Origin of the sequence: Streptomyces sp. NPDC001933 (genome assembly GCF_042890955.1) — a bacterium.
Taxonomy (GTDB): domain Bacteria; phylum Actinomycetota; class Actinomycetes; order Streptomycetales; family Streptomycetaceae; genus Streptomyces.
This window is the reverse complement of sequence record NZ_JBIASS010000015.1, coordinates 142,844-159,294: the sequence shown is the minus strand read 5'-3', so window position 1 is coordinate 159,294 and position 16,451 is coordinate 142,844. Positions and strand designations below refer to the sequence as shown.

The window sequence follows — 16,451 nt, the reverse complement described above, 5'->3', positions numbered from 1 at the left end:
CTTCCCACCGACGACGTGCGACCCGCACACTTCCGAACCAGGGGGACACCCTTCATGCACGCAGACATCTCCCGCTCCACCTTCCGGCCCGCACGGCACTACTCGGCGGTCATCGCCCAGCAGGGCCGGGTCCAGCTCGACGCGGACGCCAACGAGCAGGCCGCGATCCAGCTCCACCAGGCGCGCACGACCGCCGTCGACCTGATCGGTCGGCACGGCGGCCCGCTCGGCGCCGACGGCGACACGGGCTTCCGCATCGAGTACCACGGAGCCACCCCCGACCTCGACACCCTGGACATCCACGGCGGCCACTACTACGTCGACGGCATACTGTGCGACGCGACCCGCCCGGCCCCCGGCGACGCGGTGCCCGACGAGGACGCCGCCGCCTCCGACCCAGACGACGGGACGCCCACCGCCGAACCGCCCGCGTTCTGGGACTACTGGGACCAGCCCGACGGCTACCGCGACAAGGAGAAGCCGGGTGACCGGCTGCCCACCGACTACCCCTTCGTCGTGTACCTCGACGTGTGGGAGCGGGCGGTGACCGCCGCCGAGGACCCGGCGCTGCGCGAGGTCGCCCTCGGCCCGGCGATGCCCGACACCGCCGCCCGCCGCAAGGTCGTCTGGCAGGTACTGCCGCTCGCCTACTCGAAGCTGGGCATCGAGGGCGATGCGCCGTCGCCCGACGAGGTGCGCCGGGCCTTCGAGCGCTGGGCGGCGGACGAAGCCGCCCCCAAGTCCCGCCTCGCCGCCCGCAGCGAGCGCCCCGACCACGCCGACGAGGACCCTTGCCTGGTCAGGCCGGACGCCCGCTACCGGGGCCCGGAGAACCAGCTCTACCGCGTCGAGATCCATGAGGGGGGCGAGGCCGGCAAGGCGGGCAAGCCCGGCAACGCCACCTTCAAGTGGTCCCGCGAGAACGGCTCCGTGGTCTTCCCCGTCGACGAGGTCGACGGCACCTGGGTGCAGTTGGCGAACCTCGGGCAGGACGACAAACTGGACCTGGACGTCGGCGACCACGTCGAGCTCGTCGACACCGCGTACGCCTCCCGTCTTGAGCCCCTGCCGCTGCTCAAGGTCGAGGAACTGGACCTGCCGGGCCGCCGGGTACGTCTTTCAGCCGAGCCGGACCAGCACGTCGGGCGGCGCCCCGAACTCCACCCGTACCTGCGCCGCTGGGACCACCGGGCGGGGACGAGCCACCGCGGAGGCCGCACCACCGCGCTGCGCGGCGGCGCCATCCGCATCGAGGAGGGCGCCTGGCTGCCACTGGAGGACGGCGTCGAGATCTACTTCGAGAAGGGCCGGACGTACCGCACCGGCGACTACTGGACCGTCACCGCCCGCACCGCGACCGGCAGCATCGAATGGCCCGTGAACGCCGCCCGCAAACCGCTCCTGATCCACCCCGCCGGCATCGTCCGCCACTACGCGCCGCTCGCCCTCGTCAAGGGTGAGGGCAGCCCAGTCGACCTGCGTCTCGGCTTCACCCCCCTCGCCACCCGGGCCGTCCCGCCGGCGGGCGCGGCCGCTCTCGCCGCCGAACAGCAGGCACGGGAAGAGGAGCTGGCCGCCGAGGGCGCCGCCCCGGCCGCCGAGAGGTCGCAGACGACCGCCGCCGCCGAGGCAGCGGTGGACGAGGCCGCGGCCGGGGAGGAGAACGCCTGATGGCCACGCCCCTGACCGCGTCCAGGCTGGTGGAGGTCCTGCGCGCCGAGGGCCTGACCGTCCACGAGGTACGCAACTGGCGCCGCCACAACCGCAACGCGAAGGGCCTGTACGGCCCGATGCACGGCGTGATGATCCACCACACCGTCACCTCCGGGACGGACTCCTCGGTCGCGCTCTGCTACGACGGCCACTCCAGCCTGCCGGGCCCGCTGTGCCACGGCGTCATCGACAAGAAAGGAGAGATCCACCTCGTCGGCAACGGCCGGGCCAATCACGCGGGCCTCGGCGACAGCGACGTGCTGCGCGCCGTCGTCAACGAGACGAAGCTGCCGCACGACAACGCCGCCGACACCGATGGCAACCGCCACTTCTACGGCTTCGAGTGCATCAACCGCGGCGACGGCAAGGACCCATGGCCCGAGGCCCAGAAGGAGGCCATCGAGAAGGTCGCCGCCGCCATCTGCCGCGCCCACGGCTGGAGCGAGCGCTCGGTGATCGGCCACAAGGAGTGGCAGCCCGGCAAGGTCGACCCGCGAGGCTTCACGATGGACGGCATGCGAAAGCGCATAGCGGACCGGCTGGACGGCCACGGCGGGGACAGCGGGAGCCACGAACCGAAGCCGAAGCCGAAGACCGAGTACGAGAGGTTCCCCGGCAGCGGATTCTTCCATGTGGGACGGAGTCACCCCGTGATCACCATGATGGGGCGTCGCCTGACGGCGGAGGGCTGCAGCCACTACGAGACGGGCCCGAGCCCCGAGTGGACCGAGGCGGACCGCAAGTCGTACGCGGCGTGGCAGCGCAAACTGGGCTTCAAGGGGAAGGACGCCGACGGCACCCCAGGGAAGGTCAGCTGGGACCGGCTGAAGGTGCCGAAGGCGAAGCAGTGAGCACGATGGGACCGGGTCCCGCCGCCTGATCTCCGACTTCAGGGAGCGTTTCACCCGGCAACGGGTGCGCTTCGGGCGCAGATCCCGGCGACGGCCCGGCCTGACCGGCCCCACCCGCGAACGGGTGGGGCCGGACCGGTCGCTACCCGGCCGCCGGGTTCGGCGCCGGGGCGTAGCCGGTGGGCCGGGTGGTGAACGTCCCCCGGCCCTGGGTCCGGCTGCGCAGCCGGGTCGCGTAGCCGAACAGCTCCGCCAGCGGCACGGTCGCCGTGATCACCGCCGTGCCCGCCCGCGCGGCCGAGCCGGAGACCCGGCCGCGCCGTGCCGCCAGATCGCCGAGGACACCGCCCACGGCATCGTCGGGCACGGTGACGGTGACCTCCGCCACCGGCTCCAGCAGCACCATCGCGCTCGCCCGCAACGCCTCACGGAGCGCGAACCGGCCGGCCGTGCGGAACGCCATCTCCGAGGAGTCCTTGGAGTGGGTCGCCCCGTCGGTCAGCGTGACCCGCAGCCCGGTCACCGGGTGCCCGCCGAGCGGGCCCTCGGCAAGCGCATCCCGGCAGCCGGCCTCCACCGCACGGACGTACTCCTGCGGAACCCGTCCACCGACGACGGTCGACCGGAACACGAAGTCGGGCCCGCTGTCCCCGCCGTCGTCACCGGTGGCCTCCAACGGCTCCGTGTCGATGACCACATGGGCGAACTGCCCGGCGCCGCCGTCCTGCTTCACATGGCGGTACACCAGCCCGGACACCCCGCGGGCGACCGTCTCCCGGTAGGCCACCTGAGGCCTGCCGACACCGATCTCCAGCCCGTGCGCACGCCGGATCTTCTCCACCGCGACCTCCAGATGCAGTTCCCCCATCCCCGACAGCACCGTCTGCCCCGTCTCGGGATCGGTACGGACCGCCAGCGAGGGATCCTCCTCGACCAGCCGCGCCAGCGCCGTCACCAGCCGCTCGGTATCGGTCTGCCTGCGGGCCTCGACCGCCACCGAGACGACCGGGTCGGCCGCGGTGGGCGGTTCCAGGACCAAGGGCGCCGAGGGTGCGCACAGGGTCGCCCCGGCACGGGCCGCCTTCAGCCCGATCACCGCGACGATGTCCCCGGCCACCGCCGTATCGACGTCCCCGTGCCGGCCCGCCTGCACACGCAGGATCCGTCCGACGCGCTCGTGGCGCCGCGCGCCCGGGTCCAGCACCGTGTCCCCCTTCCGGATCGTTCCCGAATACACACGCAGGAAGGTCAGCCGTCCCGTCTCGGTCGAACTCACCTTGAACACCAGAGCGGCGAACGGCGCCGCCGGATCGGCGGCCCGCTCCTGCACCGCGCCGTCCAGGGTGCCGCGTACCGGCGGCACGTCCAGCGGTGACGGCAGGTAGGACACCACGGCCTCCAGGAGCGGCTCGATCCCGCGGTTGCGGTAGGCCGAACCGCAGAGCACCACAACACCCTCGCCGGTACGGGTCAGGTCGCGAAGCGCGGACCGCAGCGTCCGCTCGGACACCGACGACTGCGCGCAGAACTCCTCCAGCGCGGCCGGATGGAGCTCCGCCACCGTCTCCTCCAGCAGCAGCTTGCGCCGCTGCGCCTCGTCGCGCAGCGCCTCGGGCACCTGCCCCTCCTCGAACGTGCCACCGCCGTCGGCCCAGACCAGCGCCCGCATGCGCAGCAGATCCACCACTCCACTGAACCCGTTCTCGCTCCCGATCGGCAGCTGTACCACCAGCGGGACGGTGTGCAGCCGGTCCCTGATCGACGCGACCGCCGTGTCCAGGTCGGCCCCGGTACGGTCCAGCTTGTTGACGAAGGCGATCCGCGGCACCCCGTGCCGGTCGGCCTGCCGCCACACCGACTCGCTCTGCGGCTCGACGCCCGCGACGGCGTCGAACACCGCGATCGCTCCGTCGAGCACCCGCAGCGAGCGCTCCACCTCGTCGGAGAAGTCGACATGGCCCGGGGTGTCGATCAGATTGATCCGGTGGCCGTCCCACGAACAGCTCACCGCGGCGGCGAAGATGGTGATCCCGCGGTCGCGTTCCTGGGAGTCGAAGTCGGTGACGGTCGTCCCGTCGTGGACCTCGCCCTGCTTGTGGACGGCGCCGGTGAGGTAGAGGATCCGCTCGGTGACGGTGGTCTTGCCGGCGTCGACGTGGGCGAGGATGCCCAGATTGCGAACGTCGTTCAGCGGACTGGTGGTTTGACGGTGCAGTTCGGTACGCACGGCCCATGGCCTTTCGGAATGATCCGGAACGGGAGGGCGCGATTCCCGGACGAACCGGCCTGTGATCAGGCCGGGCGAAGACCTCCGGCACGGTGTGTCACACCGGTGAGCCGCCGCCCGGCCGTGTAGACGCCGGGCGCTGCGAGGTCACTTGTCCGTCGCGGGGGACCGGTGCGGGCCGCGCAGCCTGCACCGGGCGCACGAAGACACCAGGATCACCTCGTACCGCGACGAGGGAACGACAACAGCGGTGCGGTAGCGCACGGCCGGTCTCCCCTCACTGGTCACGGTGCGCGCCGCAGTGTTGTTGTGGCGCGCGTTTCGTGGTGAGTGTAGGGAACCCGGGTGCGGTCGGGAAACCGGATTTCGTGGCCCCGCGCCCGGCGGCCGGTCATGGACGGCCCGCTCCGCTCCGCATGCGTGCACCAGTTCCTCGATCGGCCCCATGTTCCTTGCCAGGGAAGGGCGTTGAAGGCGATGGCGAATGATGAAACGATCCTCGGGAACCGCACTGGGCGGCGCTCGGGAAGGAAACACAACGATGGACGGAGACCACGGCCAGGCTGCCGCCACGGTGTTCGACGCGCTGGGCGCCGACTACGAGCGGGCGTTCGCCGGATCCGCCGCCCACCACGCCTCGTTGCACCGGCTGCTGGGCGATCTCGCACCGCACAGCCGGATCCTGGACGTCGGCAGCGGAACAGGGCGGCCGACCGCCCGGACCCTCACCGAGGCCGGCCATGAGGTGCTGGGGGTGGACGTCTCGCCCGGCATGGTCGAACTGGCCGCCCGGCAGGTTCCCGACGCGGCGTTCGAATGCGCCGATATTCGCGAACTCCCTCTGGGAGAAGGCAGTTTCGAAGCGGCCTGCGCCTATTTCTCACTGCTCCAGATGTCCCGTGACGACCAGTTCCGGCTCCTGCGGAAGCTCGGACGGCTGCTGGTTCCCGGCGGTCATCTGGTCGTGGCCACGGTGCCGCTGGACGTGGAGGACTTCGACGTCGTCTTCATGGGCCACAACGTGCGGGCGACGAGCTTCGGCCCGGAGGAGTTCACCGAGCTGGTCACCGCGGCCGGGCTCTCGGTGCTGTGGGAGCAGAGCACCCTGTTCACCCCGGAGTACGAAGGGGCGGTGGCCGAGCCCCAGTTGTTCCTGCACTGCCGACGGGCCTGACACCCGGTCCGCCTTCGGGTGCCGGGCCTGCCGCCCCTCAGTGCTCGACCGGCAGCTTCACCGGGCGGCGCGTGCGTCGGACCCCGGCGCACCGCCGCACGAGGAAGACGGGACGCCGGCCGGCCTTGAGCGGGGCCTTCCAGTTGCGCAGCGCCTGCCTGCCGCACCCGCGCCACTGCGCGGGCGAGATGGGCACGGGCTGCCCGCCCCGAGTGACCAGCGCGTTCACCGGAGTCATCGGGTCCGCCGCCATGGTCTTGGCGAGCAGCACGCCGATCACCAGCGGGGCCAGCGACAGCGCCAGCGTCGTGCCGGCGGTGGCGACGTGCTGGATGCGGGGGCGGGACGGTGCGTCAGGAAGCATGACAGTCATTCGACCAGCGACCGCCCGCCGGCGGATCGGCCGACGTACTCAGCTCGGCCCGCCCTCGTACTCACGCCCGGGTGTACGAAGGCGGGCCGCCGTGCCCGTCCGCGACGGCCGCTACGCGGTGGTGCCGGGGCCGGAGCCAGCTTCCGAGGCGGCCTTGATGCCCTTGGTGATGTCGTCCATGACGGAGAGCGCGGGTGCCTTGGCGTTGACGTCGAAGCCCGACCGGACCACGACCAGCAGGTCCTTCGAACGGGGCGACGGGAAGGCCAGCGACTGGACGTACCCGTCGTCACCGTTCTTCGTCACCACCTTCCAGCGCACCAGGTACCCCTGTTCGCCGGCCACGGTCACCGGCTCGGACTTGAGTTCCTGGTGCGAGGTGATGCCGCCGTAGATCTTCTCGCCGTACGATTCGGTGGCATTGGCGGAGATGTCCTTCTCCGCCGTGGCCTTCGCCGTCGTGGTGTCGAGCTTCAGTACCTTCGCGGGCGCGGAGAACACCCCGCCGCGCACACATTGCTCGGACGTGTCGCCGGGACACGGGTACTCACCCGTCGTCACTCCCGCACTCGTGACCCCGGAGGTGCCCTTCCAGCCGTCGGGCACCGGCAGATTGATCCCGCTGGTCAGGTCGGTGGCGTAGCCGTCCTCGGTCCCCGGCATCCGCTGCTCGGGGGCGCCGCTCCCGCCGCCGCCTCCCGGAGCGCCCGGCCCGCCACGGGGGGAGTCCGAGGGCGGGGCGGACGGGGCCGTGGCCGCGCGCTCGTTGTCGTCGCCGGAGTTGTCCGACAGCAGGAAGACGCCGCCGCCTACCGAGGCGAGGACCACCACCGCGGCCGTGATGCCCAGTCCGACGCGCATCCGGCGGCGCCGGATCGTGGCGGGCGGCACGCGCAACTGGTCGGTCCACCGGGTGCCGTCCCACCAGCGCTCGTGAACGGGGCCGATTCCTGTGTACCCGGGGTCTGGGTGCCAGCCGGGCGGGGTCATCTGGGTCACGGACCCCACCGTAGAACGGTTGCGTGAGAATCGCATGAATCGGCTGTGGCGGATCGATCCGGATCACTAGGGTGAGGCAGCGCTCCGCCCCACGGACGGAGCCCGGGTTCAGGACGCCCCACCGGCCGGAGGGGTTCTCCGCCGTCCCAGCGGGAGGCCGAACGATGAGCGAAGAAACAGCCGTGCGGATCGAGCGCGACGGCCCCGTGTTCACGGTGATCCTCCATCGGCCCGAGGTCCGCAACGCCGTGGACGGGCCGACCGCCCGGCAACTGGCCGACGCCTTCCGGGAGTTCGAATCCGATCCGGACGCGGCCGTCGCCGTGCTGTGGGGCGAGGGCGGTACGTTCTGCTCGGGTGCCGACCTGAAGGGCATCGGAACGGAGCGGGGCAACAAGGTCCTGGCCGAAGGCGACGGGCCGATGGGGCCGACCCGTATGCACCTGGGCAAGCCCGTCATCGCGGCGGTCTCCGGCCACGCGGTGGCCGGGGGCCTGGAGCTCGCCCTCTGGTGCGATCTCCGGGTGGCGGAGGACGACGCGGTGTTCGGGGTGTTCTGCCGGCGCTGGGGAGTGCCGCTGGTGGACGGCGGAACGGTACGCCTGCCGCGGCTCATCGGTGAGAGCCGGGCCATGGACCTGATCCTCACCGGGCGTCCCGTACCGGCCGCGGAAGCGTACGCCATGGGGCTGGCCAACCGGATCGTGCCACCCGGCGAGGCGCGCGGCGCGGCGGAGAACCTCGCCCGCGAGATCGCCGCGTTCCCGCAGCTGTGTCTGCGCCACGACCGGCTTTCGGTGCGCGAGCAGCACGGCCTGAGCGAACCGGAGGCGCTGGCCCAGGAGTACCGGCACGGTCTGGTGCCGCTGACCGCGGGGGAGACACAGGCCGGGGCCGAACGCTTCGGAGGCGGCGCGGGCCGTCACGGATCCTTCGACGGGTGACCGGTGGACCGGCGGCGGGGCCCCGCTCCCGCTGCTGTCGGCCGGTCCGAAAATGCGGCGACGCCGCCTCGCGAGCCACCCTACGCTCGGCGGATGCCGACCCACACGTACCCCGACAAGCCCCGGCCCGGCGACCGCGTCGCCGTGCTGTCCCCCGCCTCCGGCCTCCCCGGCGTCCTGCCGCTCCCCCATGAGCTGGGGCTGCGCAGGCTCCGGGAGGACTTCGGCCTCGAACCGGTGGAGTACCCGACGACGCGGAAGATGGGCTCCACCCCGCAGGAACGGGCCGCCGACATCCACGCGGCGTTCGCCGACCCCGACATCAAGGCCGTGATCTCCACCATCGGCGGCGACGACCAGATCACCGTGCTGCCGTACCTGGACCGCGACCTGCTGCGCGCCAACCCCAAGCCCTTCTTCGGGTACAGCGACAACACCAACCTGCTGGTGTTCCTGGAGAACCTGGGCATCGTCGGCTACCACGGCGGCACGGTGATGGTCGAGATGGGGCGTCCCGGCGCGATGCACCCGCTGACCGCCGGCTCCCTGCGGGCCGCGCTCTTCACCCGGGGCGACTTCGCACTCACCCCGTCCAAGGAGACCAACGGGGCAGGCGGCCGGTGGGAGGAGCCCCGTACCTTCGACTCCGAACCCGAGATGCGGCCCTGCGACGGCTGGACATGGCACAACGCCGACGGCCGGACCGTGAAAGGTGCGAGCTGGGGCGGAAATCTGGAGATCCTGGCCTGGCTGCTGATGGCCGATCGCGAGATCCGGCCGGTGGACAGCTACGTGGGGCGGGTGCTGTTCCTCGAAACGAGCGAGGAGATGCCCTCGGCCGACGAGGTCTACCGGATTCTGCGGAACATGGGGGAGCGGGGGATGCTTGCGCAGTTCCCCGCCCTCCTCATGGGACGGGCCAAGAACTGGTCGTTCGAGCAGCCGCTGGACGCCGAGGCGGGGGAGCGGTTCCGCGAGGAGCAACGGCAGGCGGTCCTACGGGCGTTGAGCGAGTACGCCCCCGGGGCCATGGCCGTCCTCGACATCGACCTCGGTCACACCGACCCCCAGCTGGTCATTCCGTTCGGCGGACAGATCGAGGTGGACGGAGTGGGCCGTCGCATCGTCGTCACCTACTGAGCCGGCATCGCCTGCCGGTGTCACCTGTCGGCATCGCCTCTTTGGTCCGACCATACGTGGTGTGTGACATAGTTGAAGATCCGGCAGCAGACGCGACGGCAACCGGACGATTCCGGCCGAGGCAGGGGGTGACGGGATGCCCGTCGAATGGCAACCCGTACGGCAGTCCCGTACGCATGAGCTCGTGCTCCAGAGCATCGAGGAGCGGGTCTTCGCCGGTGAGCTCAGGGCGGGTGACCGGCTGCCGCCCGAGCGTGAGCTCGCGCCGGTGCTCGGGGTCAGCCGGTCCGCGCTGCGCGAGGCGCTGAGGGTGCTGGAGACCATCGGTGTGCTGGTCGCGCAGCCGGGCCGCGGGCCGGATGCCGGGGCGCGGATCGTACGCAACCCCGACGACGCGCTCGGGCGGCTGCTGCGACTGCACTTCGCGCTGGGCAGCTACAGCCTGGAGGACGTCCTGGAGGCGCGCGTCGTGCTGGAGCGGTCCAGCTTCGAGGCGGCCGCCGGGCATGCCTCCCCGGCGGATCTCGACGAGGCGGAGGCGCTGGTCGCGCGCATGGGGGAGCCGGACGTCACGGTGCCGGAGTTCAACGATCTGGACACCCGGTTCCATGTGCACATCGCCCGCAGCTCCGGCAATGAACTGACCTCCACGCTCACCTCCGCCGTCCGTGAATCGGTGCGACCGCTGATCCTGCGGGCACTGGAGGAGGCCGAGGACTGGCCGGCCACGGCCGCCGCGCTCAACGCGGAGCACACCGAGCTGCTCGGGCTGGTGCGCGCGGGCGAGGGTGCTGGCGCCGCCGACCTGGTCGAGAAGCACATCCGCAGCCTTCACGGCACGCTGGTCGACGAGAACTCCGACCGGGGCCCGGAGGGTTCCTGACGCAGGGCGAGGGCTCGGGCTGCCGGACGGGCCCGATCCCTGGCCGCGCGGACTCAAGTGTTGTCAGGTGCATGATCATTCGCACCCGGGCTCGTGGCGCCGCATCCTTCACGTTCCGGACCGAGGCTAGTATGGTCGGACCATAAAAATGGAGAAGCGATCGGAGAGACCCCCATGCGCATCGGACTCTTCGCCACCTGTCTGGGAGACACGCTCTTCCCCGAGGCGGTGAAATCGACCGCGGTCCTGCTCGCCCGCCTGGGCCACGACGTGGTGTTCCCGCCGGGGCAGACCTGCTGCGGTCAGATGCATGTCAACACCGGCTACCAGCGCGAACCCGTCCCCCTGGTGCGGAACTTCGCCGACCAGTTCGGCGACGCCTCGATCGAAGCCGTCGTCATGCCGTCCGGATCGTGCGCGGGCTCGGTCCGCCACCAGCACGAGATCGTCGCCGAACGGTACGGGGACGCCGCGCTGCGCGCGGGCGTCGCCACCGTCAAGGCCAAGACGTACGAGCTGTCGGAGTTCCTCGTGGACGTCCTGGACGTGGACGACGTCGGCGCGTACTTCCCGCACCGGGTGACGTACCACCCCACCTGTCACTCCCTGCGCATGCTGCACGTCGGTGACAAGCCCCTGAAGCTGCTCCGGGCCGTCGACTCCATCGACCTCGTCGAGCTCCCCGAAGCCGACTCCTGCTGCGGGTTCGGCGGCACCTTCGCCGTCAAGAACGCCGAGACGTCGACCGCGATGCTCCAGGACAAGATGCGCAACATCGCCACCACCGGGGCCGATGTCTGCACCGCGGGCGACTCGTCCTGCCTGATGCACATCGGCGGCGGGCTCTCCCGCATCAGGTCGGGCACCCGCACCCTGCACCTCGCGCAGATCCTCTCCGCCACCCGCACCTCGCCGTACGTCCCCACGGAGGCCGTCCGATGAGCAGCACCTTCCTCGGCATGCCCGCGACCCCGCCCCGTTCCCCGTACGGGACGGGCAATCTGCGCGGCGACCGGAAGTTCCCCGAGGCCGCCCACGACGAGCTGCGCAACGAACAACTGCGCCGCAACCTCGGCCGGGCCACCCGCACCATCCGCGCCAAACGCCTCAATGTCACCGGTGAACTCCCCGACTGGGAAGCACTGCGCGAGGCGGGCTCGGCCATCAAGACCGACACCATGAACCGGCTCCCCGAACTCCTGGAGGAGCTGGAGCGGAAGGTCACCGAGCGCGGCGGCACCGTCCACTGGGCGCGCGACGGCGTCGAGGCCAACGAGATCGTCACCCGGCTGGTCAGGGCGACGGGCAGCAGCGACGTCATCAAGGTCAAGTCGATGGCCACCCAGGAGATCGGCCTCAACGAACACCTCGAATCCGTCGGCATCACCCCGTACGAGACGGACCTCGCCGAACTGATCGTCCAGCTCGCGCACGACAAGCCGTCACACATCCTGGTCCCCGCGATCCACCGCAACCGCGACGAGATCCGGCAGATCTTCCTCAAGGAGATCCCGGGCGTCGACCCGCGCCTGGACAACGTGCCCGCGCACCTGGCCGCCGCCGCCCGCGCCTATCTGCGCGAGAAGTTCATGACGACCAAGGTGGCGGTCTCCGGCGCCAACTTCGGGATCGCCGAGACCGGAACGCTCGCGGTCGTGGAGTCCGAGGGCAACGGCCGCATGTGCCTGACGATGCCCGACACCCTGATCACCGTCATGGGCATCGAGAAGGTGCTGCCGCGCTACCAGGACCTCGAAGTGTTCCTGCAGTTGCTGCCGCGCTCCTCCACGGGCGAGCGGATGAACCCGTACACCTCGATGTGGACCGGTGTGACGCCGGGCGACGGGCCGCAGGACTTCCATCTGGTCCTGCTCGACAACGGCCGCACCGCGGCGCTCGCCGACCGGATCGGACGCGAGGCCCTCAACTGCATCCGCTGCTCGGCCTGTCTCAATGTCTGCCCGGTGTACGAACGGGCCGGCGGCCACGCGTACGGATCGACGTACCCCGGACCGATCGGCGCGGTCCTCACCCCGCAGCTCGCGGGGATGCACGCCGCCAAGGACGACCCCAACAGCTCGCTGCCGTACGCCTCCAGCCTCTGCGGCGCCTGCTTCGACGCCTGCCCCGTCAAGATCGACATTCCGTCGCTCCTGGTCGAACTGCGCCACCAGCACACCGAGCAGTCCGGTACGACGGCGGAGAAGCTGGCCATGAAGGCCGCGGCCACCGTCATGAAACACCCGAAGCTTTTCACGGCCGCGCAGAAGGGCGCGGGGATCGGCCGTGTCATCGGCGGGCGGGACGGCAAGATCTCGCACCTGCCCCCGCCGTTCAACGGCTGGAGCGAGAGCCGGGACACCGAAGTGCCGCCGAAGCAGACCTTCCGCTCCTGGCTGGCATCGGCCGAGGGCGCCGCGACGATGCGCGCTGCCGCGGGCGAGCACGGACAGAACCGGAAGAAGCAGGAGAAGAAGGAGGAGGAGAAGTGACCAACGCTCGCGAAACGGTGCTGGGGCGGATCAAGGACGCCCTCTCCCTCGCCCCCGCCCATGACGTCGCCGTCCCGCGTGCCTACCGCACCGGCCGCACCCTCCCCGACGACGAACGCCTGGCCCTCTTCACCGACCGGCTCGTCGACTACAAGGCCACCGTCCACACCTGCACCGCCGACCGCACCGCGGAGCTCGTCGCCGAGGTGCTGCGGGAGCGCGGGGCGCGGCGGATCGGTGTGCCGGCCGGGCTCGACGCGCGCTGGCTCGAAGCGTTCGACGGCGAGGTCCAGCATGACTCCGCTGACATTCCGGCGCCCGGCCTCGACGCGTTGGACGGGGTCGTCACCGCCTCGGCCGTCAGCTGCGCCGAGACCGGCACCATCTTCCTGGACGGTTCGCCCGACCAGGGGCGGCGGGCGCTGTCCCTGGTCCCCGACCTCCACGTCTGTGTCGTCGATCTGTCGACGGTCGAGACCGGTGTGCCGGAAGCGGTGGCGCGGCTGGTGCCGCAGCGTCCGACGACGCTGATCAGCGGCCCCTCGGCCACCTCCGACATCGAGCTGGAGCGGGTGGAGGGCGTGCACGGTCCGCGCACCCTGGCCGTGGTGATCCGGACGGACATGTGACGCGCAGGGCCTGCCCGGCGGGCGGGGTGCGCGGCGGTCACGGGACGATTCCCGGGGCCGCGCACCCCGGCGCTCAGCCGTGCGTGACCGTCACCGGCTCGAAGCCGATACGTGTCGTCGCCCCGTCGTGCGCCCAGCGGACCTCCACCGTGTCCCCGTCCACCGTCACCGCGTCGACCACCGCGTCGAGCGGCGCCGCGTCGGTCTCCGCGGTCAGCGAGGCCAGCGCCACCAGGACCACCGAGCCGGTCGCGGACGCGGACAGCCGGGGGACCACCGCCCAGGGCGTGTACGCGGTGCCCTGCGGAGCCCGTACATCGTCCCGGGACTCCCAGCCGTGCAGACCGTGCAGCGCGGAGGTCAGGGCGTCGTCGCGGCCGGTCGCCCAGCCCGTCTGCTCCACCCGCGCGCCGTCCGGCGCACCGATCACCCGGTGCGCCCGCAGTTCGTAGCGCCCGCGCACCACCGTGACGCTCTCCACCCGCAGCCCCGGCACCATCGGTGAGCCCGACGTGAACACCGGGCGGTGCCAGGAGGCGGCCCAGCCCCAGCCGTCGCCCCCGCCGGCGCCCAGCGCACGGATGACCCGGCGACCGCTGCGGGCCCCGGCGACGACCACGGCCAGGTGGTTGTCCGCCGCGTTCGCCCTCGACGTGGGACCGGTCACCGTGGAGTACGACTGGCGGCTGTACAGCGGGTCGTCCTGCACACCCGATTCGCCCTCGTGCGGGCGCACATGGTCGCTGCCGTGGTTGTGCAGCCGTACGATCCCGTCCGCGCGGGTGGTCTGGACGAGCAGTCCGGGCGCGGGCAGCGCGAGAACCCGGTCGGGGCCCTCGCTCGGCGCGGGCTCCTCGGTCGCGGTCCACAGCGGATGGCTGTCCGGGGCGAGGAGCGACACGAAGGCCTTGGACGCCCAGTACGGCGAGGCGGGCGCCGAGTAGTTCTGCAGCGACGCCTCGTGCGGGCCGTGCCAGCCCAGGTTCAGCAGCCCGTCCGTACCGGTCGCGCCCCGTTCCAGGAAGTAGCGCAGCGATCCGTTGATCACCCGCCGGGAGGCGCCGGGCGTGAGCGGGGTGTGCCCGCTGACGGCGCCGAGCGCCACCGACGAGGCCGCCGCGAAGCGGTAGGTCAGCGAGCGGCCGAAGTGGATCGGCGCCCCGTCGCCGCCGAACAGCAGCGAGTAGCCCTCCAGGTGCTCGCGCAGCCGGGCGCCGTAGTGCGCGGACAGTCCGGCGTCGCCCGACAGGTGCGCGTCCAGCACGGGGTAGAGGTGCAGCGCCCAGCCGTTGTAGTGGTCGAAGGCCCGGCCGTCGCCGTCCGCGTACCAGCCGTCGCCCCGGTACCAGCCCTCCAGCAGTTCGAGGGCCCGCTGCCTCGCCCGCGCCGTCTGTGCGTCGCCACGGCCCACGGACTCCAGGAATCCGGCCACGGAGTAGGGGAAGAGGTACCAGTTGTTGGGGGCGGGGGTGTGCCGCAGCGCGTCGCGCAGCCACTCCTCGGTCCGGTCCTGGACCCCGGCGTCCAGCCGGTCCCAGAGCCACGGGCGGGTCAGCCGCAGACCGATGGCCACCGAGGCGGACTCGACCATGGGCTGGCCGAACACGGTGTGGTCGCGGATCAGCGGCCAGGACTCGGCGTCCTCGCGGCCGGGGGTACGGGTACCGGCCGCGAGCCCGTCCGCGTACCGGTCGAGCCAGCCGTGCGGGTCCTTGCCCTGAGCGCCCGCGACCCGGAAGGCGGCGGCGAGGAAGGTGCGCGCGTAACCCTCCAGGCCGTCGGAGCGCACTCCGGACGCGGACGGCCGGCCCGGCAGGTCCAGCAGGGCGCCGCCCGGCGTCGCCCACTGCCAGGCGGCCCGGAGCAGCCCGTCGGCGGCGGCCTCCCAGTGAGCGCGGGTGTAGCCGGTGTACGGGCTCGACACCCGGTCGTCCGCCGGGAGTTCGAGGGTTGAGATCGGATGCGGAGCGGTCATGCGAGGAATGCCAGCCTTTCGCGTCGTACGGGATGGGCGAAACCGTCGCCCGCGGCCCAGCGGCCGGCCTCGCCCGCCGCCAGATCGACCAGCCGCCGCAACTCGTTGCCCTGTGAGCCTGCGAGGTGCGGGGTGATCAGGGCGTTCTCGCAGTCCCAGAGGGGGTGTGCGGCGGGCAGTGTGTCCGGATCGGTGACGTCGAGGATCGCCCGGATGCGGTCCTGCCGGAGTACGTCGACGAGCGCGTCCTGGTCGACGACGGCGCCCCGCGCGGTGTTGATCAGCACCGCGTCCGGGCGCATCGAGGTGAGCAGTTCGCGGCTGACCAGCCCGTGGGTGGCCGGCAGCAGCGGGGTGTGGACGCTGACCACATCGCTCTGTGCGAAGAGTTCCGCGAGGCCGACGGGCCGGACGCCGAGCGCGGCGGCCTCCGCGTCGGAGACGTACGGATCGTGCAGCAGGACGGGCAGGTCGTAGGGGCGCAGCAGTTCGACGACGCGCCGGCCGATCATGGAGGCGGACAGGATGCCCACGGTGCGGCCGTAGTTCCCGACCCGGTCGGGGATGGTGAGCCAGGCGTCACGGCGGCGCTGTGTCCGGTAGCCGTGGGCCCGCTCCAGGGCCCGTTTGCCGGAGAGCAGGATCATCGCGACGGTGTACTCGGCCACCGGCAGCGCGTTGGCGGCGGCCGCCGAGGACACCTCGATGCCGCGCTCCCAGCAGGCCTCGGTGATGTGTCCGCGCACACTGCCCGCGGTGTGGACGACCGCGCGCAGCCGCGGCGCCGCGTCCAGGGCTGCCGCGTCGAGCGGCGGGCAGCCCCAGCCGGTGACCAGCAGTTCGGTGTCGGCCAGCACCGCGCGGGCCCGGTCGGTGGAGAAGTCGTCGAGGGCGGGCAGGGCGGCGAGCTCGCACACCTCGTCGAGCGCGGCCAGGGACCGGGCACCGAGGAGCGCGTCCGCGGCGGCCGGTTTCATGGCGACGGCGGCGCGCGGCCGGTTCCGGGCGGCGGGGGCGGTGGCGGAGGGGTCTGTGCTGGGCATCTCTCTCC

Annotated in this window: 14 protein-coding genes; 9 read left to right on the top strand and 5 right to left on the bottom strand. The window is 71.9% G+C overall.

Annotated elements, in window-relative coordinates; translation table 11 throughout:
• The first annotated feature begins 54 nt into the window (after positions 1 to 54).
• Positions 55 to 1,671: a DUF6519 domain-containing protein gene (locus ACFYY7_RS31240; RefSeq protein ID WP_388667010.1), complete on the top strand. Its 1,617-nt coding sequence runs from the start codon at positions 55 to 57 to the stop codon at positions 1,669 to 1,671.
• Positions 1,671 to 2,564 (top strand): peptidoglycan-binding protein, encoded by an 894-nt coding sequence (locus tag ACFYY7_RS31235; RefSeq protein WP_388667007.1) that lies wholly within the window; start codon positions 1,671 to 1,673, stop codon positions 2,562 to 2,564. The genes ACFYY7_RS31240 and ACFYY7_RS31235 overlap by 1 nt, the downstream gene beginning before the upstream one ends.
• A gap of 142 nt (positions 2,565 to 2,706) precedes the next feature.
• On the opposite strand, the gene fusA is transcribed toward ACFYY7_RS31235, so the two are convergent.
• Entirely contained in the window at positions 2,707 to 4,791 is a 2,085-nt protein-coding gene (fusA, locus tag ACFYY7_RS31230; protein WP_388667004.1) for an elongation factor G, read from the bottom strand.
• Between the two features lie 541 nt (positions 4,792 to 5,332).
• Here fusA and ACFYY7_RS31225 point away from each other — a divergent pair.
• Positions 5,333 to 5,965, top strand: a complete 633-nt coding sequence (locus tag ACFYY7_RS31225; RefSeq protein ID WP_388667001.1) for a class I SAM-dependent methyltransferase — start codon at positions 5,333 to 5,335, stop codon at positions 5,963 to 5,965.
• A 37-nt stretch (positions 5,966 to 6,002) separates the two neighbouring features.
• On the opposite strand, the gene ACFYY7_RS31220 is transcribed toward ACFYY7_RS31225, so the two are convergent.
• On the bottom strand, positions 6,003 to 6,329 hold the full coding sequence (locus tag ACFYY7_RS31220; RefSeq protein ID WP_388666998.1) for a hypothetical protein: 327 nt from the start codon (positions 6,327 to 6,329) through the stop codon (positions 6,003 to 6,005).
• A gap of 120 nt (positions 6,330 to 6,449) precedes the next feature.
• Entirely contained in the window at positions 6,450 to 7,328 is an 879-nt protein-coding gene (locus ACFYY7_RS31215; RefSeq protein WP_388667183.1) for a DUF2510 domain-containing protein, read from the bottom strand.
• Positions 7,329 to 7,501: 173 nt separating this feature from the next.
• Here ACFYY7_RS31215 and ACFYY7_RS31210 point away from each other — a divergent pair, with 173 nt between their 5' ends.
• From ACFYY7_RS31210 to ACFYY7_RS31185, 6 genes are all read left to right on the top strand, one after another.
• Positions 7,502 to 8,281 carry a crotonase/enoyl-CoA hydratase family protein gene (locus ACFYY7_RS31210; RefSeq protein WP_388666995.1) on the top strand — a complete coding sequence of 260 codons (780 nt, stop codon included), beginning with the start codon at positions 7,502 to 7,504 and terminating at the stop codon, positions 8,279 to 8,281.
• Between the two features lie 93 nt (positions 8,282 to 8,374).
• A complete protein-coding gene (locus tag ACFYY7_RS31205; RefSeq protein WP_388666993.1) occupies positions 8,375 to 9,421 on the top strand; it encodes a S66 peptidase family protein in 1,047 nt (348 codons plus the stop codon).
• Between the two features lie 136 nt (positions 9,422 to 9,557).
• Complete coding sequence (locus tag ACFYY7_RS31200) at positions 9,558 to 10,304, top strand: FadR/GntR family transcriptional regulator (RefSeq protein ID WP_388666989.1); 747 nt, start codon at positions 9,558 to 9,560, stop codon at positions 10,302 to 10,304.
• A gap of 174 nt (positions 10,305 to 10,478) precedes the next feature.
• Positions 10,479 to 11,246, top strand: a complete 768-nt coding sequence (locus ACFYY7_RS31195; protein WP_388666986.1) for a (Fe-S)-binding protein — start codon at positions 10,479 to 10,481, stop codon at positions 11,244 to 11,246.
• Positions 11,243 to 12,796: a lactate utilization protein B gene (locus tag ACFYY7_RS31190; RefSeq protein ID WP_388666984.1), complete on the top strand. Its 1,554-nt coding sequence runs from the start codon at positions 11,243 to 11,245 to the stop codon at positions 12,794 to 12,796. The genes ACFYY7_RS31195 and ACFYY7_RS31190 overlap by 4 nt, the downstream gene beginning before the upstream one ends.
• Positions 12,793 to 13,425, top strand: a complete 633-nt coding sequence (locus ACFYY7_RS31185; RefSeq protein ID WP_388666981.1) for a lactate utilization protein C — start codon at positions 12,793 to 12,795, stop codon at positions 13,423 to 13,425. The genes ACFYY7_RS31190 and ACFYY7_RS31185 overlap by 4 nt, the downstream gene beginning before the upstream one ends.
• Positions 13,426 to 13,498: 73 nt before the next feature.
• Here ACFYY7_RS31185 and ACFYY7_RS31180 read toward each other — a convergent pair whose 3' ends face one another.
• Both ACFYY7_RS31180 and ACFYY7_RS31175 read right to left on the bottom strand, forming a co-directional pair.
• Positions 13,499 to 15,400 carry a DUF2264 domain-containing protein gene (locus ACFYY7_RS31180; protein ID WP_388666978.1) on the bottom strand — a complete coding sequence of 634 codons (1,902 nt, stop codon included), beginning with the start codon at positions 15,398 to 15,400 and terminating at the stop codon, positions 13,499 to 13,501.
• Complete coding sequence (locus ACFYY7_RS31175; protein WP_388666974.1) at positions 15,397 to 16,443, bottom strand: hydroxyacid dehydrogenase; 1,047 nt, start codon at positions 16,441 to 16,443, stop codon at positions 15,397 to 15,399. Before ACFYY7_RS31175 ends, ACFYY7_RS31180 begins: the two co-directional genes overlap by 4 nt.
• Between the last annotated feature and the right edge of the window lie 8 nt (positions 16,444 to 16,451).